We start from the raw sequence: 26,997 nt of genomic DNA, 5'->3' as shown, positions 1-26,997 counted from the left end.
AGGTGTCTGGATAGCCCCGTTCACCGGGCTGAGCCCGCGCGCCTTGAACAAGTTGGCAACGCAGCTGCGCCGTGAGGGAGCCGACGCACGGCGCCGGGGCCGACCATGGAAGCTGCCCCTGGAAGACCGGATGCCACTGGTGGCAGCGAACTGGCGGACCAACCTCACGCTGCGGCAACTGGCACCGCGGGGTCTCGCAGTCGGCCGCAGGGTCGCTACTCGACGAACCACCAGGTCGTCATCGACGCCGACACCCGCCTGGTGGTCGTGGTGGGGCGCCCGCTGCCTGGCAACCGCTACGACTGCCGGGCCTGGGCCGAATCCGGCGCGAAGGCCGCCGTCGAGTACCTTTCTGCCCGGCACCGCGACAACCCCGACGACGGCTGCCCCTCCGCCGCCCTCGACGAGATCGGGCGCTCCACGGACGCTACCAAGCAGGCGTACACCGACGGGGTGCTGCACCTCGTCGACGACATCGCCGCCCGCCTGGCACCCGACGACCCGCCCTCGGCGCGCGTGAAGGCGCTCAGCATCCTCGCCCAGCTGGCCGGAACGCTCCAGCTCTCCCGCGCCCTCGCCGACCGACGACTCTCCGACCAGCTCCTCGAACAGGCCATCCACGACACCCTCACCCTGATCGGCCTCGAGCAGAACGGCTGACGCGCCGCACCACCAGACGTCGCACCGACCGACAGGGACGGAACGCCCCTGGTCAGAGAGCGGAGACGGGCAAGCCTCACCTCCAGGCCGCAGGCGGCCCACCGCACCAGGTGCTGATCGTCGTCAAGACCGCAGGTCGCGCCCCATCTCTTCGCCCGAACGCGCAAGGTGGTCGACGGGATCGTCGAGCGCGAAGGCGCCTCGCGTCCTCACCCGAGGCGGCAAGATACGACCCGTGTGCGCAGCGCCCTGCAGGGAGGTCCGGGCCGCCGTACGGTCGTAGGTCCACGCCTGCCAGTCCGTACCCGGACGGACCACGACCGCCAGGGTCTTGACCCGCCCGCTGTGCCGGAAGTGCAGCACGAACGGGACCAGGTCCCCGGCACGCCATGTGCCCCGCACCGTCACCATCACGTCCAGGTCCTGCGGTGACATCGCGAGCGTGCCGCCCGCCGGAACGGTGGCGGAGTCCACCGCGCGCATGGACCCAGTGTTGCCGTCCGTCGTCGTGTTGCGGCCGAGCATCGCCCCGTCGGCGGCGGTCGAGGTCACGCGCGTCAACACGTCGTCGGCGTCACCCGAGTTCGAGATCCGGAAGAAGGCGGCGGATTCCTCGCTCTCCCCGAACGGGAGGAACACCCGCCCGGACGTGACCTTGATGCGCGCAGGCGTGCCCGCCGCCCCGGACGCGGTCCACACGGCCAGACCGCCGAGCGCGAGCGCGCACGCCGCCACGGGCGCGAGCGCGGTGAGGAGCGCGTCGGTGAGCCGGCGCCGGGAGGGTCGCCACACGGCCGGTTCCGTCATCGTGCACCGCCCTGTCGTCGCGGCTGCCAAGTCCGCAGCCGCAGGCTGTTGCCCACGACCAGCAGCGAGCTCGCCGACATCGCGGCGGCGGCGAGCATGGGGTTGAGGAGGCCTACGGCGGCGAGCGGCACAAGGACGGCGTTGTAGCCGAAGGCCCAGATGAGGTTGGTCCGGATGGTGCCCAGGGTGCGGCGGGCGAGGCGGACCGCGTCCGCGACGGCCTCGATGTCGCCGCGTACGAGGGTGACATCGGCGGCCCCGATGGCCGCGTCCGTGCCGCTGCCCATGGCGATCCCGAGGTCGGCGCCGGCCAGGGCGGCGGCATCGTTGACGCCGTCGCCGATCACCGCGACCCGGCAGCCTTCGGCCCGCAACTGCCGTACGAGATCCGCCTTGTCCTCGGGCCTACACCGGGCGCGTACGTCGCTGATGCCCAGCTCGGCGGCGACCGCGCGGGCGGTCGACTCACGGCCGCCCGTGGCGAGCACCGGGCGCACGCCCAGACGGCGGAGCCGGTCCACGGCACGGTAACTCCCCGGCCGTACGAGATCCCCGACCGCGATCAGGGCCTCGGGCACGCCGTCCACCCGGACCAGGACCGGGGTGTGCCTGGCGGACTCACAAGCCTCCAGGGCACGGACCAGCGTCTCGGGCAACTCGCCGTCGGACGCCTGGACTTCGACCAGATGGCCCTCGACATGACCGCTCACCCCCAGCCCCGGCAACGCGCGGAAGTCCGTCACGTCGGGCAGCGGCCGTCCGGCGTACGCGACGATCGCCCGTCCCAGCGGATGCTCCGAGCCCTGCTCCACGGCCCCGGCGAGGCGCACGACCGCCTCCTTGCCGATACCGTCCGGCATCACCCCGACCTGTGTGACGCTCATGTGCCCGGAGGTGAGCGTGCCGGTCTTGTCCAGCACGACGGTGTCGATGTGGCGCAGGGTCTCCAGTGCCTGCGGTCCACTGACCAGGACGCCGAGTTGGGCGCCGCGGCCGGTGGCGGCGAGCAGTGCCGTGGGCGTTGCCAGACCCAGGGCGCACGGGCAGGCGACGACCAGCACCGCCACGCACGCGGTGATCGCCGCCTGTGGATCGGCTCCGGCACCGAGCCAGAAGCCGAGCACCGTGACGGCGATCGTCAGAACCACCGGCACGAACCCCCCTGCCACCACGTCCGCCAGGCGCTGGGCGCGCGCCTTGCCCGCCTGCGCCTCGGTCACCAGCCGTGTGATCCACGCCAGTTGGGCGTCGGCGCCGACCGCCGTGGCCCGCACCAGCAGCAGACCGCCCGCGTTGACGGCGCCGCCGACCACCGCCGAGCCGGGCCCGACCTCGACCGGTTCGCTCTCGCCCGTGACCAGGGACAGATCCACCGCGGAACTGCCCTCCACGACCTCGCCGTCGGTGGCCACCCGCTCTCCCGGCCGTACGACGAAGGTCTGGCCGAGCCCCAACTCCTCGATCGGGATACGCCGTTCGACCCCGCCTTCCCGTACGGCAACGTCCTTGGCCGCGAGCCCCGCGAGTGAGCGCAGGGCCTCACCGGTGCCGTGCCGGGCCCGCGCCTCCAGAAATCTCCCGGCCAGCACGAACAGCGGTACCACGACTACCGCCTCCAGATAGATCTCCGCGGACCCACCACCCGCCTCGGCGGAGGGCAGCAGGCTGAAGGGCATCGTCATGCCGGACTCGCCCGCGCCCCCGAGGAACAGCGCGTACGCCGACCAGCCGAAGGACGCCGCCACGCCCAGCGAGACCAGCGTGTCCATGGTCGCCGCCGCATGCCGCAGCCCGCGCAGCGCACGGAGGTGGAACGGCCACGAGCTCCACACCGCGACCGGCGCGGCGAGCACGAAGCACAGCCACTGCCAGTTGCGGAACTGCAGGGCGGGCACCATCGACAGCACGAGCACCGGGATCGAGAGCAGCAGGGTGACGACCAGCCGGTCGCGGTCCTCGTGCGCGTCCGTCCGCTTCGCGTGCTCGGGCTCCGGCTTGGGTGGCGCGGGCAGCTCCGCCGTATATCCGGCCCGTTCGACAGCGGCGACGAGATCCTCGGGCGTGACGTCCTGTGGATGGCTCACCCGGGCCTGCCCGGTGGCCAGGTTGACCGTCGCGCTCACCCCGTCCAGCTTCTCCAGCCGCTTCTCCACCCGCCGCACGCAGGCGGCACAGGTCATGCCGCCGACGTTCAGATCGGTGGTCGCCGGCGCGCTCGTGGCTTCCGTGGTCATCATCAGCGCATCCCGCCCATGTCACCCATGCCACCGCTCCCGCCGTCCGGCGCCGTGTCGCCACCGCCCGAGTCGGATCCGGTCCCGTGCATGCCGGGCGCGACGGGCCCGAGGGCCGACCCCCACGGCGACAGCCGCGTAGGCGCCGGCCAGCTGATGGTGGAGCACGAGGCCTGTCACGCACCCCAGTAGGGCGCGGGTCAGCGCATGCCGTCCCCCTGCTCCCTGCGGCATCGCAGGTGATGAGTGGCTGTGGCATATCAAGCAGAGCCTTTATGTGGCATGTTCAGATAAATTACCTTCTGGCGTTTTCGCTTCAGAACACATCGCATTCAGATCGCATCGCAGAGGTCTGTTGCCGGGCAGCGGGAGTCGCAGGTGTGCCAGCGGTTCAAGGCTGGGCGGTTGTTGTGACCGGTGCATGATGGATGCATGGATCTTCGAGTCTTCACAGAACCGCAGCAAGGCGCGACCTACGAGACGCTGCTCCGCGTCGCAAAGGCCGCTGAAGACCTCAATTACGGAGCTTTTTTCCGCTCGGACCATTACTTGCACATGGGATCCGTCAACGGCCTCCCCGGGCCCACCGACGCATGGATCACGCTGGCCGGTCTCGCCCGTGACACCAGCCGGATCCGCCTCGGCACCCTGATGACCGCGGGGACCTTCCGGCTGCCCGGCGTCCTCGCGATCCAGGTCGCACAGGTCGACCAGATGTCCGGCGGGCGTGTGGAACTCGGTCTCGGGTCCGGCTGGTACGAGGCCGAGCACGAGGCGTACGGCATTCCGTTCCCCAAGGAGAAGTTCGGCCGGCTGGAAGAACAACTCGCCATCGTCACCGGGCTCTGGGCCACGCCCGTCGGCGAGCGGTTCTCCTTCGACGGGACGTACTACCAGCTCAAGGACTCGCCCGCGCTGCCGAAGCCCGCGCAGTCGAAGGTGCCCGTCCTCATCGGCGGCCATGGAGCCAAGCGGACCCCGGCGCTCGCGGCGAAGTACGCCGACGAGTTCAACATTCCCTTCGCGTCCATCGCGGACACGGAGCAGCAGTTCGCCCGGGTGCGCGCCGCGGCCGAGCAGGTTGCCGGGCGCAAGGGCGACGAGCTGGTGTACTCCAACGCGCTCGTGGCCTGTGTCGGGAAGAACGACATCGAGGTGAAGCGGCGGGCGGACGCGATTGGGCGTGACGTCGACGAACTGAAGGCGAACGGGCTTGCGGGCTCGCCCGCGGAAGTGGTCGAACGGATCGCTCAGTACGAGGCCGTCGGATCGCAGCGCATGTATCTCCAGATGCTGGACCTCGACGACCTGGATCACCTGGAGTTGATCGCGTCCGAAGTGATGCGTCAGCTCGGGTAACGACCACCAGGGCCGCCGAGGGGCGCCAGGGCTTCCGCCAGGCCGCTGCGCGGGTTGTCGGTGTCCGGGCCCTGGCGTCGGTCAACTCCCTCCGGGCCGCCGGGGATTCCGTTCCCCGGGCGGGTGAAAATCCGTCAACCCGGTGGGTGGGGCGGGTCCGTGCCAGTGACTCGGGTCGGTGGGGAGTCGTTGGCTCGGGCGGTGCCGGACCGCCCGGCACCCGTCGCCGGCGGTCGCCGGGGCGTCACCCTCGTCAGTGGGCCTCCCTCGCGGAGGCCGAGGAGGCCGTCGTGTCCCAGGAAGCCGTGCCACAGCAGGGGGCGCCCGCACAGCCGAAGGGGTTGCTCCAGCAGATGGAGGAGCTGATGGCTGCGCTCAATGCGGATCTGTCCCAGTTGGACGCGGATCTTTCGGGCTCGCGGGGCGGGCTTTCGGACGAGGGCGAGCGAGGCTGACGGCCAGGACTGGTTTTCGCCCCCTCCGCCCCTGCCCGTCCCATCTCTGGGGGCTCCGCCCCCAGACCCCCGTATCGCGCTTCGCGTTCGTCCTCAAACGCCGGACGGGCTGAAATCTTCCAGCTCCGGCCGGCAAAAGTTCAGCCCCTCCGGCGTTTGAGGAACGGGACGGCTTGGGGCGCAGGGGGCGAAAACAACTACCCCGCCGCCGCGTCCCGTTCCACCACCCGCTTCTGGTCCCGTACCGCCAGCCGTCTCAGCATCTCCAGGACGCGGTCCCGGGACTCGTCCGCCGCGTCGATGGCTTCCATGCACTGCCAGTACGTCCCCTCGTCGTCCGCCGCGCAGGCGATCCCGACGAGGGCGATGCCGACCTCGCCGAGGAGACCGCCGAGGCAGAGCAGCGCCTCGCGGGCCTCGCCCAACTCGGTGAGCTGGGCGGCACGCAAGGCGCCGACGCCGAGGGCGGGGGTATCCAGGACTCCGCAGCCCCGGCCCGCCAGTTCGGTCAGACCGAGGGCCTCGCCCCGGAGTTCGGGCGGTCCGGAGACGGCGAAGCGGCTGCCTATCGCCTGGGCCAGGGCCTGTGCCTGCCACGCTTCCGCCATCACCTCCGGGGTGTCACCGCTCTCCGCCAGGGCACGCCTGCTCGCCACGATGAGCCGCACCGCGTCCATGCGCTGCCCCCGTCTGTCCCGACGCGCTCGCCGCACGTCCGCCCGAACTCCCTTGTCCACTACCCAGAGTGAAGGCCGATGGGACGAAAAGCCAGAGGAAGCCCGAAATCTGTGGACACGGAGTTGGATGTGGACAACTCACTGACTCCATAGAGTGACGAGCGTGTCCGTTACACACCCCCACGACCGGCCCCCCCCGCCCTCACGGCCCGTCCGGCACCGGAAATCTCCGCTCGTTCCGGTCGATCTTCGCGTCGAGTGCCGCGAGCGGGTCGATGTCGAGCACGTCGCACAGCTGGAGCAGATACGCCAGGACGTCCGCGACCTCGTCGGTGACGCGGTGGGCGGTGTCCGCGTCGTCCATGACCCGGGCCGACTCCTCCGGCGTCAACCACTGGAAGATCTCGACCAGTTCGGACGCCTCCACGCTCAGCGCGGCGACCAGGTTCTTCGGGGTGTGGTACGGCTGCCAGTTCCGCGCGGCCGCGAACTCGGCCAGTCTGCGCTGCAGCGTCGCTACGTCCAGTTCTGTCACGGCTCAAGGTCTACCACCGCCCCGTTCTGTCACGGCTGAAGGTCTACCACCGCCCCGTTCCGTCACGGCTCAAGGTCTACCACCGCCCCGTTCCGTCACGGCAAAAGGTCCACCACCGTGACCCCGGCCACCCCGTAGGCCCAGGAGGCGTCGCTCACCGCGCCCACCAGCCGTATATGCCCGCGCTCGCACATCCGCGCCGCCAGCCGCACCAGTTCCCCCGCCTGCCGGGCGTCCAGGCAGCGGTCGAAGCCGTCGGCCAGGACGGTCAGCGACTGGAGTGCCGCGGGGACCTCTCCCGCCTGGTCGACCTCCAGTACGCCGGGGCCGGTGAGCAGCACCAGGGCCAGCGCGAGATACCGCAACTCGCCGTCCCCGAGCAGCCCGAGATGCGTACGGACGCCGTCGCCGCGGTCGAGGAGGGCGCGGATCGTGCCGTCGGCGAGCGGTTCGGCCAGCACGTCGGTGACCGGGCCCGCGCATCCGCCCCGGACGGCCGTGACCAGGTGCGCGTAGCGGTGAACGCACTCCGATCTCGTACGCCACAGCACTTCGGCGAGGTTGCCGCAGCCCGGCAGCAGCCGTCCCGAGCCGACGGGGGCGGGGGCGCGCATGCGCTGCGGGCTCGGGTCGCAGGCGTAGACGGAACGCAGCGCGAGCACCATCTGCTCGGCGGCGGCGAGGACTTGGCGTTCGCCGTCCGTGCGGCCCGCGACACGCAGGGGCAGCAGGGCGGTGCCGAGGCGGTCGTCGGGGAGCGGGCCCCGGGTCACGGCGGACGAGCCCGCCGTGTGCCAGGCCGCCTGGACGACCCGGCGGCCCGGGTCGCGCAACGCGGTCTCCAGCAGGGTCTGCCCACCCGCTGTCAACCGCTCTCCCACGATGCGCAGTTCGGGCTCGGCCTGTACGGCGATGTCGAGCCGTACCGGGCCTTCTGGGCCGTCGACTGTGCAGCCGATGCGGAAGCCGCGGCGGTGCTGGGCGTCGGGGCGGGCCCGTTCCGGCACGCAGGTGGTCGGGTCCGGGAACACCTCTGCGAGCTCGGCGCCGCTGCCGAGCCGCGCCAGTGCCTCGTAGGCCCGCAGCGCGACGGTCTTGCCGCTGCCGCTCGGGCCCGCGACGAGGGTGAGCGGTCCGAGCGGGAAGCGGACGCGGCGGTGCGTGGCGAAGGCGGCGAGCCGCAGCTCGGTGACGCCCGGGCGGTCGGGGCGCACCTCCGCCGCCGCGGGGGCCTCCGAGGATGACAGGGTCATATCCGGACGGTAGGCCTCCGCCGTCGGGCGAACCGTTCCGCCCAGGAGATCTTCCTACGATCGAGGGACCGACGCACGTAATCCCTGGTCCCGGGCTTCAGACCCCGGGAACCCCCGCCCCCTCCATCAGCCCCCGCACCTCGGTTCCCGGCGGCGTCAGCAGGAACACGTTCCGGTCGACCCGGTGCATGCCGCTGGCGAGGCCGAAGACCACACCCGTACTGAAGTCGAGTACGCGCTTGGCGACCTCGGTCTCCGCGCCGGTCAGGTCGAGGAGCACGGGTATGCCCGCCATCAGCGTCTCGGCGACCTCGCGGGCGTCCGCGAAGACATTGACCCGCAGGACCACGAAGCGGCGGCGGGCCTCGGTCGCGGCTTCGGGTATCGACCGGTGGTCGACCGCCGACGGCCAGGCGTCCCGGCCCCGCAACGGAACGACCTGGGCGAGCCCTTCCCACTGTTCGTCGGTGACGTCGTGGCTGTTCACTGGACTTCCCACCCGTCGCCCACCGCCGCCCTTGAACGAGGCGCTCCGCGCCACACCTCTTGTTGCTGGCTCGCACTCGTTGTCTGCACCGGGCAATTCTTACGCATGGTCACCCGTTCGGCCCAACAGCGACACGGTCCGCGACGCGGTCGCGGGAACGGCGGCTACGGCAAACTGCGCATAGCCGTTCAAAATCATCTCCCCTCACCGCAATCGAGGCCTCCCCATGAGTCTGAGCATCCGCAACCAGCTCCCCGGCAGCGTCACTTCCGTCACTCCGGGCGAGGTGATGGCGACGGTGAAGGTCCGTCTCGACGGCGGCCAGGAGATCACCGCCGCCATCACCCTGGAGGCCGTCGAGGACATGGGTCTGACCGCGGGGTCCACGGTGCGCGCCCTGGTCAAGTCGACGGAGGTGTCCCTGGCCACCGGCCCGGTGAACGGGGTGAGCATCCGCAACCAGCTGCCGGGCACGGTCGCCGAGGTCGTCACCGGCGGAGCCATGGCCCGCGTCAAGGTCGAGGTCGCGGGCGGCGAGCTGACCTCGGCGATCACCAAGGACGCGGCCCTGGACCTCGGCCTGGCCGCCGGGTCCCCGGTCGTGGCACTCATCAAGTCGACCGAGGTGTCCCTGTCCAACGCGTGACCCGCACGGCGGGCGGCCGTGCTTCTTACCTGCCTCACACCGGACTCTTCACGTCCGGCCGCGCGCCGCTCACCTGCGGGAATTAGCGTCTGGAGCCGTGTACTTGGCAGAAACCAGGCTGTCGCCCACGAGTCGGCAGGCCCCCTCGGAGGCATCGCCCGACGGGGCGCCCGCGCAGTGGCACCCGGAGGAAGCACCCGCCCGATGGCACCCGGACGAGGCGCCCGCCCAGTGGCACCGCGTTCTGACCCTGCTCGCCGACATCAGCCTCTTCATCGGTACGCGCCCGCTGTGGGCGCAGGCCGCGAGCCACCGTCTCGTCGTGGCCGCGATCGTCTCGCTCTGCTACGCCTCCATCCTCGTCACGGGCGTACTGACCCTGGTCGTACGCCGGGGCCGTACGCTGGCCCGGCTCGACCTGTGCGTCCTGGTGACCGCCGTGACGCTCGCCGTGTGCGGGGCCGTCATGAACCACGGCGGCAGTGACGAGTCGGTCCTCACCACGCAGGCCGCCCACGAGTTCCTCGCCGGGCATCAGGTCTACGGGCGGCCCTGGCCGTGGCTCTTCGGTCACGGCGTCGCCCTCACCGCGACGATGAACGGCGGCTACGACTTCACGTACGGCTATCCGCCGTTGCCCCTGATGCTCACCGCGCCGCTCCTCTGGATCGGCCACGGCTCGGCCGCGGCGACGATGGTCAGCACGGGGGCACTGATCGTGGGCGCGATCGTGATGTGGCGGCTGCTGCCGGTACCGTGGCGTTCCGCGGCCACGCTGGTCTGTCTCGGCTTCGGTCTGCTGCCCGCGTACGCCCGGCTCGGCTATCCGGCGATCGTCGCCTGCGCGCTACTCGTCCCCGTGGTGGTGGGCTGGCCCCGGATGGGGGGCGGCGGCCGGGGCGACTGGGTGCGGGCGGTGTGCCTGGGCGCGGCCTGCGCGGCCCAGCAACTGCCGTGGTTCCTCACGCCGTTCCTGCTGGCCGGGGTCTACGCGCTGCGCCGCGGTGAGCTGGGCCCGCGTGCGGCGGCGGTCGCCGTGGGCCGGATCGTCGGTGTGGCCGCGACGACCTGGCTGCTGATCAACGCGTATTTCATCGTGAGCGAACCCAGCGCCTGGATCTCCGGCATCGCGCTCCCGCTCACCCAGAAGGCGGACATCCACGGCCAGGGTCTGGTCGGTATCTCGCTCTACTTCACCGACGGCAGCGACCGGCTGGCCTGGTACTCGCACGCGAGTCTGCTGCTGGCCGCGGGACTGCTGGGTCTCTTCGTCCTCTTCGTACGGCGGTTGGGTCCTGCGGCGACGGTGCTGCCCTGGTGCGCGTTCTATGTGGCGACGCGCTCGCAGGACGGCTACTACCTGCTGATGACCCCGCTGTGGCTGGCGGCGGCCGTCACCGCGCCCTGGCCGTCCTTCACCACCGCGTGGCAGCCCCGCCCCGCCCTCCTGCGCGGCCGGCACGGGCGGTCGGCCCGGGTGACCGCGGCCGTGCTCCTGCTGGCCCCGACCTCCGCGGCGGTGACCCTGGCGGCGACGGGGTCACCGCCCCTTCGTATGGACGTCGTCGGCGCCCGCCGGGCCACCGGCGCGCTCACCGAACTCACCGTCCGCGTCACCAACCTCGGCGACGCGGCCCTGACCCCCCACTTCACCCTGACCACGGGCCAGGGCATGAGCCGCTACTGGTCCGTCGCGGCCGGCCCGGCCACACTCCCCGGCCATGACTCGGCCCGTTACGAGCTCCTGCCGCCCGACGGCAGGTTCGCCCTCCCCAGGGCGGGCGTCCGCATCCGCGTACGGGCCGTCTCGGCGTCGCCGATGACCCTGTCGAGCGCGGACGTTCCCCTGTCGGCCCTCCGCCGCTGACGGCCGCGAGCCAACCAGCGCCCGCCGCGTGCGGCCATCCGCGCGCACCTCTAGGACTTGGACCGGGAGCACGAGTTTCCCGAGGAGTTCTACGCCGCCGTCGCGAACGGCGGCCGACACGAGCCCCCGCTCCCGCCCGCCGCGAGCCCTCCGCTCCCGCCGATCGCCACCCGGGCCTCCTGCCGCACAGCAGCCGTGAGGCTCCGGAACGGCCGGGGGCCCGGGGGCGCCCACGCACGCCCTGGAACGGCCGGGGGCCACCCATGCGCGCTCCGGAACGGCCGGGCGCACCCACGCACGCCCCGAAGAGCACCGTGCCGCCGCGCGCCCGCACCGTGCCGTCAGGCGCGTGACGCCTGGGCGGCCTCGACCGCGATGTCCACGTCCTCCGCGGAGTAGAAGTCGTCGACCATCCGATGGAACAGGGTGGCGAGCTGCCGCAGCTCCTCCGGGGACCAGTTCTTCAGGGCGACCTGCATGCCCCGGCAACTCGCCTCGCGGACGCGGTTGATCACCTCCTGGCCGGTCGGGGTGATCTGAATGCGCTGGGCCCGGCGGTCGTCCGGGTCCGGCACCCGGGTCACGTAACCGGACTTCTGCAGTTGCTGCACCTGCCGGGTGACGTGGGATGCCTCCACGGCCAGAAGGTTCGCCAGCTCGCCCAGCCGCATCGGCTCGGAGTCGGCGATCTGCCGCAGCAGCGCCACGCCGGCACGGTCCAGAGACACGCCGGCCAGGGCCATCAGCCTGTCGTGCTGGCGGACCCGACCGGTCAGATAGGCGATGCGGTTGAGCGCGCCCTCGATCTCCTCGATGTCGGTCGAGGAGGGGGCGTCTGCCGAAGGTGTGGTGGGCATGGACTCAGCTTAACAGCTAATTGCCTGACTCAAGTAAATTCCTGATTAGTTTGCTTGACTCAAGTAACTCCCACATGCTTGCCTAACTCAAGCAAGCCAACCTCCGCCGCAAGCGGGCCCTGACGGCCCTCTTTCCAGAGCCACAGGAGTTCTCATGACCGACACCACCACCCCGGTAACGGAGCAGGACGGCCTCGAGCACCGCACCTGATCCTCCCCCGGTGACCGCCCGCGGTCGCCGAAACCCCACGGCCGTCCGGGCCGTGGGCCGCAGACCGGGGCCACACCGAGCGGACGTGGCCCCGCAGCGCCGAACCCGTGGGGACGGGGAACGGCGCAGTCCCGGACCCGGCGGCCGGATACCCCCTGTCCGTCGCCGGGTTCGAGGACACCGGCCGACCACGCCTCTCCCCTCTTCACCGGGGCGGACGTCGGCTCAGCGCCCGTGTCACTGCTCATCGGCCCTCCGTACGCCGATCACCGGCCTGGTGTCCACCGCGAAGTGCGGCTCCTCGTAGGCCACTTCGCACCACGCGCACACCCCGCACGGGACCACCTGAGACGGAAGACAGGACACTCCGATGGGAACTTACACACGAGCAGGACTGGTCGGCGTGGGCGTCACGTTCGGTGTGCTGCTCCTCGCCGTCAGCGTCGCGCACGACGACGGGAACGGCGGGAACGGCACGGCACCGGCCGCCGCCGCGTCGCTGAAGGGCCCGTACGTCGCGCTCGGCGACTCGTACACCGCGGGACCGAAGATCCCCGACCGGACCGGCGAGCCCGCGGGCTGCGAGCGCTCCGACCACAACTACCCCGCGCTGGTCGCCCAGGAGCTGGAGATCAAGGAGGCCGGCTTCCGCGACATGAGCTGCAGCGGCGCCACCATCGCCGACCTGTCCGCGCCGCAGACCACCGACAACGGCGTCAACCCGGCCCAGCTGTCCGCCCTTTCGGCCTCGACCCGGCTGGTCACCATCGGCATCGGCGGCAACGACATCGGCTTCAGCTCGCTGGTCAAGAACTGCGTCAAGCAGGGCGCCCTCTACGTCGCGACCGGCCGCGGCGAGTACACCGGGAACGACGCGCCCTGCCGGGGCACGTACGTCTCCGGCGGCACCGACGAGGTGCGGCAGAGGATCCGGGCGGCGGGAGAACGCCTGGCCGACACGCTCAGCGAGGTCAGGCAGCGGGCGCCGAAAGCCCGGGTGTACGTCGTGGGATACCCGTCGATCCTGCCGGACAAGGGCGTCGGCTGCGACGACGACATGACCCTCGCACCCGACGACGCGACGTTCCTCAACGACAAGGAACAGCAGCTCAACAGCGCGCTGCGGCAGCGGGCGGAAGCCGCCGGGGCCGGATACGTCGACACGTACACCCCCTCCGTGGGGCGCGACGCCTGTTCCGCGAGCGGGACCCGCTGGGTGGAGCCCCTGCTCCCGGCGGCCCAGGCCGCCCCGGTCCATCCCAACGAGCGCGGTGAGCGCGGCATGGCCGACGCCGTCCTGCACACGCTCAAGGGCTCGTAGCGACCGCCCGATGGGCCCACCCACCGCGCGCCACCCACCGCAACACCCCCCTGCGAAAGAGGAAGAGGAATGCCATGAGCAGCCGTAGCACAGGTCTTGAAGGGCGCGGCGTCGTCGTCACCGGGGCCGGATCGGGCATCGGCCGGGCCGCCGCCCTGGAGTTCGCCGAGGAGGGCGCGAAGGTCCTCGTCGCCGATCTGCACAAGGACGCCGCCGACCAGGTCGTCAAGACGATCGAGTACGCGGGAGGCGTCGCCCGCGCGGTCGTCGGCGACGTCAGTGACCCACGGGTGGTGGACGAGGTCGTCGCCACGGCCGTGCACACCTTCGGCGGCCTGGACGTGCTGGTGAACAACGCCGGCGTCATGGATCACATGTCGGCCCTCGGCGACACCAGCGACGCCGAGTGGGAGCGCGTCCTCCGGGTCAATCTGACCGCGCCCTTCCTGCTGACCCGTGCCGCGCTGCCGCACATGCTGGCGGCGGGCGGCGGCTCGATCGTGTTCACCGCGTCCGAGGCGAGCCTGCGGGGCAGCGCGGCCGGTGCCGCGTACACCGCGTCCAAGCACGGCATCGTGGGCCTGACGAAGTCCCTCGCCGTGATGTACCGGAGCCAGGGAATCCGCACCAACGCCATCGCCCCCGGCCCCACGGCGACCAACATCCAGGTCGACGCCCGGCCCAAGGCCCATGGTCCCGGCCTCATCGGTCCGTACATCGGCCTCTCCGGCAAGGTCGCCGAAGCCGAGGAGCAGGCCGCCGCCATCGTCTTCCTCGCCTCCGACGCCGCCAGCAACATCAACGGCGCCGTCCTGCCCGTCGACTTCGGCTGGGCAGCCGTCTGACCACCCGTCAAGAGCCCTACCCCTTCACAAGAAGGCGAGCTATTCCATGTCCACGATGAAGTCCGTACAGACCGGTGGAGTCGGCAAGATCGACGTCGTCGAGATCGAGCGACCGGTGCCCGGTCCCAAGGACGCCCTGATGCGGATCCGCGCCTGTGGCATCTGCGGCACCGACACCCACTTCCTCCACCTGGGCGGCGCTCCGTTCGGCCCGGGCGGGTCGATGGTCTCCCTTCCTCTCGGCCACGAGCCGGCTGGTGAGATCGTCGAGGTGGGCGCCGAGGTCGCGGACCTGAGGGTGGGCGACCGGGTGGTCGTCAATCCGCAGGGCGCCCCGTCCGGCATCATCGGCTGCGGCGGCAAGCACGGCGGCATGAGCGAGTACCTGCTCCTCGAGGACGCCGTGCTGGGCAAGAGCGTGGCGGTCTTCCCCGACACGGTTCCCTTCGATGTCGCCGCGCTCAACGAGCCCATGGCCGTCGCCCGGCACTGCGTCAACCGCTCCGAGGCCAAGCCGTCCGACAAGGTGGTGGTGTTCGGGGCCGGGCCCATCGGCCTGGGCGCCACCATCTGGCTGAAGCTGCGCGGGGTCGAGCACGTGGTCGTCGCCGACGTCCTCCCCGAGCGGCTGGAGACGGCGCTGGCGGTCGGCGCGGACGCCGTCATCAACTCCGCCGAGCGGGACGTCACCGCCCGGCTGAGCGAACTGCACGGCCAGGCCGCCAACGCACTGGGCCAGCCCCGCGCCGGAACCGACATCTACATCGACGCCGCCGGCGCCCCCGCCGTCTTCAACGCCACCATCGCCTCCGCGAAGTGGGGCGCCAAGATGGTCATGGTCGCCGTACAGAAGAAGTCCGACGCCATCGACCTCGGCGGCATGCTCCGCAGCGAACTGACCCTCATCGCCTCCCAGGGCTACCCGACAGAGATCTTCGAGGTCACTCAGGAGATCGCCGAGCACCACGAGCGGTTCGCCAAGCTGATCAGCCACCGCGTTCCCTTCGCCGAGGCCGAGCACGCCTTTGAGCTCGCGCTGACGCCGGGGGCCGCCGAGAAGGTGGTCGTCACCTTCGACGACGAGTCGTAGGCACCATCCCGTAAGGCCATCCCGTAAGGCCAACCCGCTAGCCAGCCCGTAAGGCCAACCCGCAACGCCAACCCGTAAGGCCATCCCCACCGTGGCCGTGCCGCGCCGGGCGCCTGGTGCGGCCACGGAGCCGTCCAGGTTCCGTGCGGGCCCTGTCCTGCTCGGGGACCATGCGCCGGGCCGCGTGTACTGCGTTCTCAGTAGTCCGGATTGTCGGCAGGCGCACGACGACAGGACACCCCCGCCCCCGGGAGTCTGGGGGACGTATCCGAGATCAGATGTGGAGACCCCTGCTCGTGGCTACTTTCCTCTATCGATTGGGCCGTCTGGCCTTCCGGCGGCGCTGGTTCGTCGCCCTCCTGTGGGTGGCGGTGCTGGGCGCTGTCGGCTTCGGCGCGGCTACGGCGCCTGCCGCCCCCGACGCGAGCGACTCGATGCCGGGCATCGAGTCGCAGAAGGCGTTCGACCTGATGGAACAGCGCTTCCCCGGAGCGAAGGCCGACGGGGCGAGCGCCCGGGTCGTCTTCGTCGCTCCGGACGGGCAGAAGGTCACCGCCTCGGAGAACCGGGCGGCCATCGAGAAGTTCGTGTCCGAGGCCGCCGACGGATCGCAGGTCGCGAGCGCGGTCAGCCCCTTCCGGGCGAAGGCGGTCAGCAAGGACGCCTCGACGGCGTACGCCACCGTCACCTACAAGGTCAAGGCAGACGACCTCACCGACGTCAGCAAGGACCACCTCAGGGACGCCATCAAGCAGGCGCAGGGTTCGGACCTGACCGTCGAGGTGGGCGGCACCGCGCTGGCGACGCAGCCCGCCGCGGGCGGGTCGGCGGAGGCGATCGGCATCGCCATCGCGGCGCTGGTGCTGTTGATCACCTTCGGCTCGCTGGCCGCCGCCGGGCTTCCGCTGCTGACCGCGATCATCGGCGTCGGCGTCAGCATGGCCGCGATCATGGCCCTGGCCAGTACGTTCGGCCTGTCCTCGACCACCGGCACGCTCGCCTCGATGCTCGGCCTCGCGTGCGGCATCGACTACGCCGTGTTCATCGTCTCCCGCTATCGCGAGGAGCGCGCCAAGGGCCACACGCCCCAGGAGGCGGCCGGGCTCGCCGCGGGCACCGCCGGGTCCGCGGTCGTCTTCGCCGGACTCACCGTCGTCATCGCGCTGGCCGGTCTCTCGGTCGTCGGCGTTCCGATGCTCACCAAGATGGGCCTGGCCGCGGCCGGAGCGGTCGCCGTCGGCGTGCTCATCGCACTGACGCTGGTCCCGGCCGTGCTCGGCTTCTGGCCGAACGCCGTCCTGTCCCGCTCCGCCCGCAAGCACGGCCGGATCAAGGAAGCCGGCGAGAACAACGGGGGCACCCGCTGGGCCCGGTTCGTGCTGCGCCGCCCGCTGCCCGTACTCCTCGCCTCGGTCGCCGGCCTCGGCGCGCTCGCGATACCCGTGATGGACCTGCAGCTGGGCATGACCGGAGACGAGGCCAAGCCCACCTCCACCACCGAGCGCCGCGCCTACGACGACCTCGCCAAGGGCTTCGGTCCCGGCTTCAACGGCCCGCTGACCATCGTCGTGGACGCGAAGGGCGCCGAGGATCCGAAGACCGCGGTCACGACGATCGAGGAGAAGATCGACGCGACCGAAGGAATCGTGTCCGTCTCGCCGGCCCGGTTCAATACCTCGGGCGACACCGCGGTCTTCTCCGCGGTCCCGGCCGAGGCGCCCACCAGTGAGAAGACGAAGGACCTCGTCCACACCATCCGCGACGGGCGCCCGGCGACCGAGGCCTCGACCGGCGCGGAGTTCGAGGTCACCGGCACCACCGCGCTGAACATCGACATCGCCCAGAAGATGCAGGACGCGCTGATCCCGTACCTCGTGGTCGTGGTGGGCCTGGCCATCGTGCTCCTGATGGTCGTCTTCCGCTCCGTCCTCGTACCGGTCAAGGCGGCCTTCGGCTTCCTCCTCTCGGTGCTCGCGGCCCTCGGCTCCGTCATCGCCGTCTTCCAGTGGGGCTGGGGCGCCGACCTGCTCGGCGTCGAGACGACCGGACCGATCATGAGCATGATGCCGATCTTCCTGGTGGGCATCGTCTTCGGACTCGCGATGGACTACGAGGTGTTCCTCGTCGCCCGGATGCGGGAGGCGTACGTCCATGGGGACGGGCCGGGGCAGGCGATCGTCTCCGGGTTCCGCTACAGCGCCCGCGTCGTGGTGGCCGCCGCGCTGATCATGATGGCGGTGTTCTCCGGCTTCATCGGCGCCGGCGAATCCATGATCAAGATGATCGGCTTCGGGCTGGCCATCGCCGTCCTCTTCGACGCGTTCGTGGTCCGCATGGCGCTCGTGCCCGCGGTCCTCGCCCTGCTCGGCAAGGCGGCGTGGTGGATGCCGCGTTGGCTGGACAGGCTGCTGCCCAAGGTCGACGTGGAGGGCGAGGCGCTCAGCCGCCAGTCCTCCACCGTCCCGGCGCGGGACGACGCGGCCGAACTGGAATCGGCTCGCGTCTGACACTCCCCCGCCCGCGCCGAGGGCCGCCCGTGGCAGCACGGGCGGCCCTCATCGGCGGTTTCCGCACCGCGGCGCCCACCATGGACCCAGCTCATCCCGACCGGAGAACCGATGATCACTAGCTTGAAGCGGTACGTGGACGCCCACCCCCGCGTCGTCGACGTGATGGTCATCTTGCAGGTGTTCCTCCTCGCCACGCTCGGCAGCGCGACGAGCCTCCGGGAACCCTCCGGCGACCTGATCCCCTGGTGGCCCGGCGCGCTTCTTGGGTGCGTCGGCTCGGCGGCTCTGTGGTGGCGCCGCAGCCACCCCCGCACCGTCGTGGCGGTGACCGCGGCCGGCGCCAACGCCGCCAGCGCGGTGGGCTATCTGATCACGCCCTTGCTGCTCGCGCCGCTCATGCTCGCGCTGTACGCGCTCGCCAGGTACACCAACCGCAAGACGGGACGCATCACCCTCCTCGCGGTCGTCGCCCTGCTGGTGATCACGGCAATGACCACCGACCATTACGGCCATCCCTGGCCCCTCAAGACGATCGGCCCCGCCTTCTGGGTGGTGACGCCGGTCGCCGTGGGGACCGCGAGCCGACTGCGGGCCGCCTATCTGGAGGCCGCGCACGCTCGCGCCGAGTACGCCGAGCGCACGCGTGAGGAGGAGGCGCGGCACCGGGTCGCCGAGGAGCGCATGCGCATCGCCCGCGAACTGCACGACGTCGTCGCCCACCACATGGCGCTGGCCAACGCGCTGGCGGGCACCGCCGCACATCTCGCGCGCACCCACCCCGACCAGGTCCAGCGGATCCTCGACGACCTGGCCGGCACCACGTCCTCGGCACTGCGCGAACTCAAGGCCACCGTCGGCCTGTTGCGCCAGGTGAACGACCCTGACGCGCCCCTGGAGCCGGCCCCCGGACTCGGCCGGCTCTCCGACCTGACCACCGCGTTCGCGGCCGCCGGGCTCACGGTCACCGTCACCACCGAAGGGGACGAACAGCCCCTCTCGCCGGGCGTGGACCTGACGGCGTACCGGATCGTGCAGGAGGCGCTCACGAACGTCGCCAAGCACGCCGCGGCGAAGACGGCGCGCGTCAAGCTGGCCTACACCCACGACCACGTGACCCTCACGGTCAGCGACGACGGAGACGCCGCGGCCCCCACCGCCCCGGCTCCGGGCGGCGGCTTCGGGCTCATGGGCATGCGGGAGCGCGCCCAGTCGGTCGGCGGCCGCCTCCAGGCGGGGCACCGCCCGGAGGGCGGCTTCACGGTCACCACCGAACTGCCGATCCGCACGTAGAGCCGAGCATCCTGGCCCTCGGCCGAGGATCCAGGGCCAGGGATCCTCGGCCGAGGATCCCCCAGTCCTCCCCAGCCCCCGACCTCGGAAGAAGACCGCCCCAGATGACCATCCGCGTACTGCTCGCCGACGATCAGGCCCTGCTGCGAGCCACCTTCCGGATCCTGATCGACTCCTGCGACGATCTCGAGGTGGTCGCCGAGGCCACCGACGGCAAGGAAGCGGTCGAACTCGCGCGCGTGCACCACCCCGACGTCGTTCTCATGGACATCCGTATGCCCGGCACCGACGGTCTCACCGCCACCGCCGCCATCTGCGCCGACCCGGACCTGTCGGCCACGCGGGTCCTCATCCTGACCACGTTCGAGATCGACGAGTACGTCGCGCAGGCCGTGCGCGCCGGCGCGAGCGGCTTTCTCGGCAAGGACGTGGGCGCCGACGCCCTCCTGGACGGCCTCCGCACCGTGGCCTGCGGCGACGCCCTGCTCTCCCCTGTCGCCACCCGCGCCCTCATCGCCCGCTTCCTCACCGCTCCGGCACCCGCCGATCCGCTGGCGCTCCCCGAGTCCCTCGACGCGCTCACCGCCCGCGAACGAGAGGTGATGGCCCTGGCCGCGGAGGGCCTGTCCAACACCGAGATCGCCGAGCAGCTCGTCGTCAGCCCCTTGACCGTACGCACGCACATCCACCGCGCCATGACGAAGCTCAACGCCCGCGACCGCGCCCAACTGGTCGTGATCGCCTACCAGTCAGGGCTCGTACGCCCCACACCGCCGCCCGCGCCGCGCTGACCGCTCCCGATGGAGTTGGCGAGGTGCGGTGCCGGATGAGCAAGGCGGCGACGAGCGACCACGGCCGGTGCTTGGAGGCCGCGGGACCGCCGCGCGTATCCAACTCCGCAACCCGGGCCCGTAGTTCGGTGAGCTCATGCTGCGTGTCCGGCGCGCCTGCCGCGTCACCCATGGCGCGCGGTCGATGTCCGGCACGGTCGGCTCCTGGACGTCAGAGGCGGGACGGTCCGACGGCCGTCGAGCACCGAGGGGTCGGGGAGGGCAGCCATGACAGGCTCCTTGCCCGGGGACTGGGGAAACGCGAGGGCTGCGAACCGCGAGGGCTGAAGAGCGCCGGCTCACGCCTGTGCGGCGCCGGGCTTGTACACGGCGAGCGCCCAGATCACGAAGAAGTCGACGGCGATCATGATGAGACCCCAGAGGGGCGCGTACGGCAGGAACATGAACTGGAAGATGATGCTCAGCGAGGCGAGCACGATGCCGGTGAGGCGTGCCCAGTCGGCACCCTTGAGGATGCCGAAACCGGTGACGGCGACGACGACGCCCAGGACCACCAGGATCCAGCCCCAGCCGGTGAGGTTGATCCGGTAGATGTAGTCGTCCACGCGCGCGTACACCTCGTCCTCGACGATCGCGGCGATGCCCTGCAGGACGTTGAGGACGCCGTTCACCAGCATCAGGACGCCCGCGAAGGTGACGCCCCCGGTCGCCCAGGCGCTCCGGCCCGACGGCGGCGCTCCCGAGCCGCCCTCGCCCGGGGCCTTCCCCGCCCGCTGTCCCTGCTCTCCCCCGAGCGGTCTGTCCTCACCGGTCGGCTGTGCTCCCGTACCGGTGCCGTGCGGAGTGCCCGACGGCTGCGAGGCCTCCTGGCTCATGGTCGACCCCTTGCGTGGTGTCGGCGCGTCCCCGCCCGGTGCGGCGAACGCCGAGGCGACTCCGAGCCTCCGCCCGGTCCGGGCGCTCCGCCACATGGGGGCGGCCGATCGGGTGAGGGTGCCTCAGGGGGCTGCGACCGGTGAAGTACGCGAGAGCGGAGAAGCAGGTCGCCCCGCTCCGAGGATGGGCGGCGGCCTGATGGCGATTCTTCGAAACGACTGCGCGGGCCTCACGCCCCTTCCGCCGGGCCCCCCGGTCGTGACGCATAGCGGCTGCGCATGGCCTCGCCGGCTGCGGGCCCTGCCCTGAAGACGTACGTGTCGCTGTCGTCGAGTCGGTGGCCGGTTCTGGCATCGACAACGACGGGCTCGACCTCCTCGCCGCTGTGCGTGTCGACGAGGATCATGCTGCGCTCCGCGGGCGTGAGGCGGGAGTTGCCCCATGCGGCCAGGGCGACGATCACCGGGCGCAGGGAGCGCCCGAGTTCGGTCAGGACGTACTCGTGGCGGACGGGGTTGGTCTGGTACGGCCGGCGCTCCAACAGTCCGTCCGCGACGAGGGTCTTCAGCCGGGTGGTGAGCATGCTGGAGGAGATGCCCAGGTTCTCCTGGAACTGGTCGAAGCGGGTGTAGCCGTCGAAGGCGTCGTGGAGGATCAGCAGCGTCCACCACTCGCCGACGTGTTCCACCGTCGTGGACAGCGGGCACTCCCGGTCCTCCAGCCTGATCCGGCTCGCCACGGCGACCATCCCCTCAGTAACTGCTAAAGTCGAAGTTATTGGCTTCTATTTTAGCAGTACCAAGGGGAGCGGCGATTCCCACGGCCGCACCCGGAAACGGAACACACCGTGACCACATCCATCAGCGAATCCCTCGAAGGCCGGCGCGCTCTGGTCACCGGTGGCACCAAGGGCACCGGAGCCGCCATCGCCCGACGCCTCGCCGAGGCCGGAGCGACCGTGCTCGTCACCGCCCGCAGCCATCCCGACGACGTCGAGGAGAAGACGTTCATCGCCGCCGACCTGTCCACCGCCGCCGGCGCCGATCACGTCGTCGCCGAGGCGGACGCCCGCATGGGAGGCGTCGACATCCTGGTCAACACCCTCGGCGGCTCCGAGGCACCGGCCGGCGGATTCGCGGCGCTCGGCGAGGACGACTGGGCCAGGGAGCTGAACGTGAACCTGCTCGCCGCCGTCCGTCTGGATCGCGCTCTCCTCCCGCGCATGATCGCCACGGGCAAGGGCGTGATCGTGCACGTCACCTCGATCCAGCGCCGCATGCCGCTGTGGAACGGAACCCTGGCCTACGCCGCCGCCAAGGCCGCCCTGACCACCTACAGCAAGGGCCTGGCCAACGAGGTCGCCCCGCACGGCGTCCGCGTCAACACCGTCTCGCCCGGCTTCGTCCAGACGTCGGCCGCCGACCATCTCGTCGCCCGGATCGCCCAGGACGCGGGGATCACCCACGAAGCAGCGCTGGGCCGGCTCATGGACACCCTGGGAGGCATCCCCCTCGGCCGCCCCAACCGGCCCGAGGAAGTCGCCGAACTGGTCGCCTTCCTCGTCTCCGACCGCGCCTCGTCCATCGTGGGCGCCGAGCACGTCATCGACGGCGGCACGACCCCCACCGTCTGAACCCCGCCACCACCACATCGACCCCGGCACCGCCCCCACCGCCCGAACCCGTCACCACCGTGAGGACCTCATGCAGCACGACCAGCCCCGGACCATCACCCCGGACGCCCTGCCCGACGTGATCACCCTCTACCTCAAGGCCCACCGCACCCACGACACCGCCACCGCGGTCACGGCCTTCACCGGCGACGCGACGGTGATCGACGACGGCAACACCTACGAGGGCACCCCGGCGATCGAGAGGTGGCTGGGCCGATCCGCCACCGAATTCACCTACACCACCCACCTCACAGGCGCCCAGCAGACCGACACGACCGACTACATCGCCACGCACCACCTCGAAGGCAACTTCCCCGGCGGCACCATCGATCTGAACTATCGGTTCACACTCCGCGACGACCTGATCGAACGCCTCGTCATCGAACCCTGAGTCCACTCTGGTGCCGGCCCCACCGGTCCTGCACCGGATGTGCGCGGCACCCCCAGCCCGTCGACGGGCAGGCGCGGGCCGAATGCGAAGTGGGCGGTGTGATCGGCTCTGGTCAGAGTGGGCACGGTCGCGGCGAGACGCGGGATTGGCGACGCCGACCTGCTGCAGACCGTCACCCGAGTGGGGCTCGCGGATCACCCCCGCGCCCCTCACCGAGCACGACATGCACCCGGGCCTCACCGGAGTGACCGAAGTCCTCGTGCGCCCTGACGCGGTCACATCGCCTGGATCCCGCGTACCACCCACGCGGTCGCACGGCGCATGGAACGGACCGACGCCCTGACCACCTGGGCCGGGGCGCCTTCGACAAGGGGCGGCCGGTCATGACCGCCGCCCACGCGCCGCGATGGTCAGTCCGACCCGTACCGCACCCAATACCCGTCACGAGCACCCGAGATACCGCAGGTCAGGAACCCTTCGCCACAGGCTCCAGAATCGCCACGCACTCCACGTGATGCGTCATCGGAAACAGGTCGAACGCCCGCAGCGTCCGCACCTTGTAGCCGCCGTCGCGGAAGTACGCCAGGTCGCGGGCGAGTGCCGCCGGGTCGCAGGCGACGTAGGCGATGCGGCGGGCGCCCAGGGATGACAGGTGTTCGACCGTCTTCTTGCCGACGCCGGCGCGGGGCGGGTCGAGGACGATGAGGTCGACCTCGGTGATGCCGGTGCGCGGGAGGACCGCCTCGACCTTGCCCTGTTCGATGCGGACCCGGTCGAAGTCGGCGAGGTTGTGGCGGGCGTCCTCCACCGCGCGCTTGCCGGACTCGATGCCGAGGACCGCGCCCTTGTCGCCGAGGCGGTCCGCGAGGGCGCCCGCGAAGAGGCCGACGCCGCAGTACAGGTCGAGCGCCATCTCGCCCTTGCGCGGCAGCAGGCCCTGCATCACGGCGAGCACCAGGGTGTCGGCGGCCTTCGGGTGGACCTGCCAGAAGCCACCGCTGCCGACACGGTACGTACGGCCGTCGGCGCGCTCGCGCACGAAGGGGCGGCCGTGCACGCGGTGGATGCCGCCGTCCTTCTCCTCGACGCGCATGACGGAGACGGGCCGGTCGAGTTCGACGAGGGGCAGGCGGGCGCCCGGCCGCGGCTCCAGGATCACCATGCGGTCCTGGGAACCCGTCGCGGCGATCGCGTCGACCGACTCCATCCCGGACCAGTCGCGCCGCTCGATGCCCAGCTCGCTGACGCCCGGCGCCGCGATCATGCAGTGTTCGATGGGCTCGACCTCGTGCGAGCGGTGGCGGCGCAGGCCCGCCTTGCCGGTGGAGGCGTCGACCGCGTACTGCACGCGCGTCCGCCACGCCGGGACCTCGCCCGCGGGCAGCTTGTCGCCCTCGGCGGGCATCACCGTGCCGTCCCAGCCCGCCTCCTCGGGCGTGAGCCCCGCGAGCCGCTGGAGCTGCTCGGCGATGACCTCGCCCTTGAGGCGGCGCTGCGCGCCCGGCTTGGCGTGCTGCCAGTCGCAGCCGCCGCAGCGGCCGGGGCCCGCGTAGGGGCAGGGGGCCTCGACGCGGTCCTTGGAGGCGTCCAGGATCTCGACGGCGTCCGCGCGCAGGAAGCGCGCGCCCTCCTCGCCTTCCGTGACGCGCGCGACGACGCGCTCGCCGGGCAGGGCGTGCCGGACGAACAGGACCTGGCCCTCGGTCGTACGGGCGATGCAGTGCCCGCCGTGCGCGACGGGACCGATCTCGACCTCGTACTCCTCCCCCACCAGCGACTTCTTCGGTTCTGCCTGCATGGCGGGGTGACTCCAGATGCGAAAAGGGGAACGGCCGGACAACAGCCCACCAGTCTACGTGGACGTTGCCCGGCCGCTCACCACGAGGCCGTCACCTCTTGGTGCTCGAGGGCTCCTTGGGCCGCTCCTCGGCCGGACCCCGGCGTACCGCACCCGGCGCGTTCCAGTCCTGCCGCTTGCGGGCCCGCTGCTTCGCCACCTCGGAGGACTCCAGCTGGTAGGGCACGGAGGTCACCATGACGCCGGGCGTGAACAGCAGCCGGCCCTTGAGGCGCAGGGCGCTCTGGTTGTGCAGCAGGTGCTCGTACCAGTGGCCGACCACGTACTCGGGGATGATCACGGAGACCGCGTCGCGCGGCGACTCCTTGCGCAGCCCCTTCACGTACTCGATGATCGGCCGCGTGATCTCGCGGTACGGCGAGTCGAGGACCTTCAGCGGTACGTCGATGCCGCGCCGTTCCCACTCCTCGCGCAGGGCCTTGGTCTCGGCCGGGTCGACGTTGACGCTGAGCGCTTCGAGGGTGTCGGAGCGCAGCAGCTTGGCGTAGGCGAGGGCCCGGAGGGTGGGGCGGTGGATCTTGGAGATCAGGACGACCGAGTGGACGCGGGACGGCCGTACGCTGTCGTCGCTCGGGCCCTCGGGCGCGGCGATCTCCTCGGCGACCCGGTCGTAGTGCTTACGGATCGCGCTCATCGTCGCGTAGAAGATCACCATGCCGAGCAGCGCGACCCAGGCGCCGTGCGTGAACTTGGTGACCAGGACGACGACCAGCACCAGCCCGGTGAAGAAGGCGCCGAAGGCGTTGATCGCGCGGGAGCGGACCATGTGGCGCCGCTTGGCCTGGTCCTTCTCGACGGCCAGGTGGCGGTTCCAGTGCCGCACCATGCCGGTCTGGCTGAGCGTGAAGGAGACGAACACGCCGACGATGTAGAGCTGGATCAGGCGGGTCGAGTCGGCACCGTAGATGACGACCAGGAGCGTGGCCGCGCCCGCGAGCAGCACGATGCCGTTGGAGAAGGCGAGGCGGTCGCCGCGGGTGTGCAGCTGGCGCGGGAGGTAGCGGTCCTGGGCGAGGATCGAGCCGAGCAGCGGGAAGCCGTTGTACGCGGTGTTGGCCGCGAGGAACAGGACCAGCGCGGTGGCGGCGGCCAGCACGATGAACAGGAAGCTGCCCTTGCCGAACACGGCCTCGGCGACCTGCGAGATCACCGGGTTCTGGACATAGCCGGAGCCGAGCGCGACGCCGTTGTGGATCAGGTCGGTGGCCGGGTTCTCGGCCATCCGGACCTTGGTCACCATGGCCAGGGCGATGATGCCGCAGAACATGGTGACGGCGAGCAGGCCCATCATCGCGAGCGTGGTCGCGGCGTTCTTGGACTTCGGCTTACGGAAGGCCGGGACGCCGTTGGAGATCGCCTCCACGCCGGTGAGGGCTGCACAGCCGGAGGAGAAGGCGCGCAGCAGCAGGAAGACGAGGGCGAAGCCCGCGAGCCCCTGATGCTCGGCCTTGATGTGGTAGTCGGCGGTCGGCGCCCGCATGGTGTCGTCGAGGACGAGTCCGCGGAAGGCGCCCCACGCGATCATGATGAAGACGCCCGCCACGAAGACGTACGTCGGAATCGCGAAGAGCTTTCCGGACTCCTTGACTCCGCGCAGGTTCATCAGCGTGAGCAGCACGATGACGGCCACCGCGCAGGCCACCTTGTGCTCGACCACGAAGGGGACCGCCGAGCCGAGGTTCTCGATGCCGGAGGCGATGGAGACGGCGACGGTGAGGACGTAGTCGACGAGCAGGGCGCTGGCGACGGTGAGTCCGGCCCGGGGCCCGAGGTTGGTGTTGGCGACCTCGTAGTCGCCGCCGCCGCTCGGGTAGGCGTGCACGTTCTGCCGGTAGGAGGCGACCACCGTGAACATCAGCACGACGACCGCGACCGCGATCCAGGGGCTGAAGTGGTAGGCCGACACACCCGCGATGGACAGCACCAGGAGCACTTCGCCGGGCGCATACGCCACGGAGGAGAGCGGGTCGGAAGCGAAGACGGGGAGGGCGATGCGCTTCGGCAGGAGCGTTTCTCCGAGCCGGTCACTGCGCAGTGCGCGCCCGATCAGGATCCGTTTGGGCACGTCGGTCAGTTTGGACACAACAGAGAATCGTAGGGCTTCGAACTGGCGGTCGCCCACCCGCCGTCCCGCATCGGCTCCGGATCTTCTCTCCATCTGCTCTACGAGTGAAAACGGGGACGGGTCCCGCTGCGGATTCCGTGGTCCTGGAGATCCACGTGTCTATATGACAAAACCCCGCCCCTGTCCCGCATTGGAGGTTCCATGCACATGACCGCGGAACTCATCGGCGCCGTCGCCGGA

At 71.0% G+C, this 26,997-nt stretch carries 23 protein-coding genes and 1 pseudogene; 13 read left to right on the top strand and 11 right to left on the bottom strand.

All coding sequences use genetic code 11. From position 1 onward, the window contains the following. The first annotated feature begins 10 nt into the window (after window positions 1-10). Window positions 11-660: pseudogene (locus ACFY0T_RS30240) on the top strand (hypothetical protein). Window positions 661-783: 123 nt separating this feature from the next. On the opposite strand, the gene ACFY0T_RS30235 reads toward ACFY0T_RS30240, so the two are convergent. Next, the gene (locus ACFY0T_RS30235) at window positions 784-1,467 is read right to left on the bottom strand and encodes a copper chaperone PCu(A)C (RefSeq protein WP_388877295.1); all 684 of its coding nucleotides are present in this window, start codon (window positions 1,465-1,467) and stop codon (window positions 784-786) included. Beyond that, on the bottom strand, window positions 1,464-3,701 hold the full coding sequence (locus ACFY0T_RS30230; protein ID WP_388877556.1) for a heavy metal translocating P-type ATPase: 2,238 nt from the start codon (window positions 3,699-3,701) through the stop codon (window positions 1,464-1,466). The genes ACFY0T_RS30235 and ACFY0T_RS30230 overlap by 4 nt, the downstream gene beginning before the upstream one ends. A 432-nt stretch (window positions 3,702-4,133) precedes the next feature. On the opposite strand from ACFY0T_RS30230, the gene ACFY0T_RS30225 reads away from it, so the two are divergent. Next, window positions 4,134-5,060 carry an LLM class F420-dependent oxidoreductase gene (locus ACFY0T_RS30225; RefSeq protein WP_388877292.1) on the top strand — a complete coding sequence of 309 codons (927 nt, stop codon included), beginning with the start codon at window positions 4,134-4,136 and terminating at the stop codon, window positions 5,058-5,060. A gap of 290 nt (window positions 5,061-5,350) precedes the next feature. Continuing rightward, a complete protein-coding gene (locus ACFY0T_RS30220) occupies window positions 5,351-5,515 on the top strand; it encodes a hypothetical protein (RefSeq protein WP_388877290.1) in 165 nt (54 codons plus the stop codon). A gap of 197 nt (window positions 5,516-5,712) precedes the next feature. Here the strand turns inward: ACFY0T_RS30220 and ACFY0T_RS30215 are convergent, their stop codons facing one another. The 4 genes from ACFY0T_RS30215 to ACFY0T_RS30200 form a co-directional block, all read right to left on the bottom strand. Further along, complete coding sequence (locus ACFY0T_RS30215; RefSeq protein WP_388877553.1) at window positions 5,713-6,192, bottom strand: DUF6099 family protein; 480 nt, start codon at window positions 6,190-6,192, stop codon at window positions 5,713-5,715. A 202-nt stretch (window positions 6,193-6,394) separates the two neighbouring features. Further along, complete coding sequence (locus tag ACFY0T_RS30210) at window positions 6,395-6,727, bottom strand: nucleotide pyrophosphohydrolase (protein WP_388877287.1); 333 nt, start codon at window positions 6,725-6,727, stop codon at window positions 6,395-6,397. A 95-nt stretch (window positions 6,728-6,822) separates the two neighbouring features. Beyond that, complete coding sequence (locus tag ACFY0T_RS30205) at window positions 6,823-7,980, bottom strand: ATP-binding protein (RefSeq protein WP_388877284.1); 1,158 nt, start codon at window positions 7,978-7,980, stop codon at window positions 6,823-6,825. Between the two features lie 97 nt (window positions 7,981-8,077). After that, window positions 8,078-8,467 (bottom strand): cell division protein SepF, encoded by a 390-nt coding sequence (locus ACFY0T_RS30200; RefSeq protein WP_388877282.1) that lies wholly within the window; start codon window positions 8,465-8,467, stop codon window positions 8,078-8,080. A 226-nt stretch (window positions 8,468-8,693) separates the two neighbouring features. Between ACFY0T_RS30200 and ACFY0T_RS30195 the strand changes: the two genes are divergently transcribed. Together ACFY0T_RS30195 and ACFY0T_RS30190 are read left to right on the top strand one after the other, a co-directional pair. Next, window positions 8,694-9,113 (top strand): molybdopterin-binding protein, encoded by a 420-nt coding sequence (locus tag ACFY0T_RS30195; protein WP_388877279.1) that lies wholly within the window; start codon window positions 8,694-8,696, stop codon window positions 9,111-9,113. 97 nt (window positions 9,114-9,210) lie between these two features. Beyond that, window positions 9,211-10,980 (top strand): hypothetical protein, encoded by a 1,770-nt coding sequence (locus ACFY0T_RS30190; RefSeq protein WP_388877276.1) that lies wholly within the window; start codon window positions 9,211-9,213, stop codon window positions 10,978-10,980. Between the two features lie 341 nt (window positions 10,981-11,321). Here the strand turns inward: ACFY0T_RS30190 and ACFY0T_RS30185 are convergent, their stop codons facing one another. Further along, window positions 11,322-11,837, bottom strand: a complete 516-nt coding sequence (locus ACFY0T_RS30185) for a MarR family winged helix-turn-helix transcriptional regulator (protein ID WP_388877274.1) — start codon at window positions 11,835-11,837, stop codon at window positions 11,322-11,324. Between the two features lie 581 nt (window positions 11,838-12,418). Between ACFY0T_RS30185 and ACFY0T_RS30180 the strand changes: the two genes are divergently transcribed. The 6 genes from ACFY0T_RS30180 to ACFY0T_RS30155 all read left to right on the top strand — a co-directional run bounded on the left by ACFY0T_RS30180 (window position 12,419) and on the right by ACFY0T_RS30155 (window position 19,895). Beyond that, window positions 12,419-13,369 (top strand): SGNH/GDSL hydrolase family protein, encoded by a 951-nt coding sequence (locus ACFY0T_RS30180; protein WP_388877271.1) that lies wholly within the window; start codon window positions 12,419-12,421, stop codon window positions 13,367-13,369. Between the two features lie 74 nt (window positions 13,370-13,443). Next, a complete protein-coding gene (locus ACFY0T_RS30175) occupies window positions 13,444-14,214 on the top strand; it encodes an SDR family NAD(P)-dependent oxidoreductase (RefSeq protein WP_388877268.1) in 771 nt (256 codons plus the stop codon). Window positions 14,215-14,260: 46 nt separating this feature from the next. After that, window positions 14,261-15,304 carry a zinc-binding dehydrogenase gene (locus ACFY0T_RS30170; protein WP_388877266.1) on the top strand — a complete coding sequence of 348 codons (1,044 nt, stop codon included), beginning with the start codon at window positions 14,261-14,263 and terminating at the stop codon, window positions 15,302-15,304. Window positions 15,305-15,600: 296 nt separating this feature from the next. Then, window positions 15,601-17,811, top strand: coding sequence for an MMPL family transporter (locus ACFY0T_RS30165; protein WP_388877263.1), 2,211 nt, complete (start codon window positions 15,601-15,603; stop codon window positions 17,809-17,811). Between the two features lie 111 nt (window positions 17,812-17,922). Next, window positions 17,923-19,104 carry a sensor histidine kinase gene (locus tag ACFY0T_RS30160; RefSeq protein ID WP_388877260.1) on the top strand — a complete coding sequence of 394 codons (1,182 nt, stop codon included), beginning with the start codon at window positions 17,923-17,925 and terminating at the stop codon, window positions 19,102-19,104. A 104-nt stretch (window positions 19,105-19,208) separates the two neighbouring features. Continuing rightward, window positions 19,209-19,895 (top strand): response regulator, encoded by a 687-nt coding sequence (locus tag ACFY0T_RS30155; RefSeq protein WP_388877257.1) that lies wholly within the window; start codon window positions 19,209-19,211, stop codon window positions 19,893-19,895. Between the two features lie 338 nt (window positions 19,896-20,233). On the opposite strand, the gene ACFY0T_RS30150 is transcribed toward ACFY0T_RS30155, so the two are convergent. Both ACFY0T_RS30150 and ACFY0T_RS30145 read right to left on the bottom strand, forming a co-directional pair. Then, window positions 20,234-20,770: a hypothetical protein gene (locus ACFY0T_RS30150; protein ID WP_388877254.1), complete on the bottom strand. Its 537-nt coding sequence runs from the start codon at window positions 20,768-20,770 to the stop codon at window positions 20,234-20,236. 230 nt (window positions 20,771-21,000) lie between these two features. Continuing rightward, complete coding sequence (locus tag ACFY0T_RS30145) at window positions 21,001-21,519, bottom strand: winged helix-turn-helix transcriptional regulator (RefSeq protein WP_388877252.1); 519 nt, start codon at window positions 21,517-21,519, stop codon at window positions 21,001-21,003. Window positions 21,520-21,618: 99 nt separating this feature from the next. Here ACFY0T_RS30145 and ACFY0T_RS30140 point away from each other — a divergent pair, with 99 nt between their 5' ends. Then, on the top strand, window positions 21,619-22,404 hold the full coding sequence (locus ACFY0T_RS30140; protein ID WP_388877249.1) for an SDR family oxidoreductase: 786 nt from the start codon (window positions 21,619-21,621) through the stop codon (window positions 22,402-22,404). A gap of 70 nt (window positions 22,405-22,474) precedes the next feature. Then, window positions 22,475-22,834: a nuclear transport factor 2 family protein gene (locus ACFY0T_RS30135; protein ID WP_388877246.1), complete on the top strand. Its 360-nt coding sequence runs from the start codon at window positions 22,475-22,477 to the stop codon at window positions 22,832-22,834. Between the two features lie 466 nt (window positions 22,835-23,300). Here the strand turns inward: ACFY0T_RS30135 and ACFY0T_RS30130 are convergent, their stop codons facing one another. Both ACFY0T_RS30130 and ACFY0T_RS30125 read right to left on the bottom strand, forming a co-directional pair. Next, the gene (locus ACFY0T_RS30130) at window positions 23,301-24,632 is read right to left on the bottom strand and encodes a class I SAM-dependent RNA methyltransferase (RefSeq protein WP_388877243.1); all 1,332 of its coding nucleotides are present in this window, start codon (window positions 24,630-24,632) and stop codon (window positions 23,301-23,303) included. Between the two features lie 91 nt (window positions 24,633-24,723). Continuing rightward, the gene (locus ACFY0T_RS30125) at window positions 24,724-26,775 is read right to left on the bottom strand and encodes an APC family permease (RefSeq protein WP_388877240.1); all 2,052 of its coding nucleotides are present in this window, start codon (window positions 26,773-26,775) and stop codon (window positions 24,724-24,726) included. Between the last annotated feature and the right edge of the window lie 222 nt (window positions 26,776-26,997).

The sequence above is a fragment of the Streptomyces sp. NPDC001530 genome (assembly GCF_042894545.1).
Classification (GTDB): Bacteria; Actinomycetota; Actinomycetes; order Streptomycetales; family Streptomycetaceae; genus Streptomyces.
This window is presented reverse-complemented; position numbering and strand designations above follow the sequence as displayed.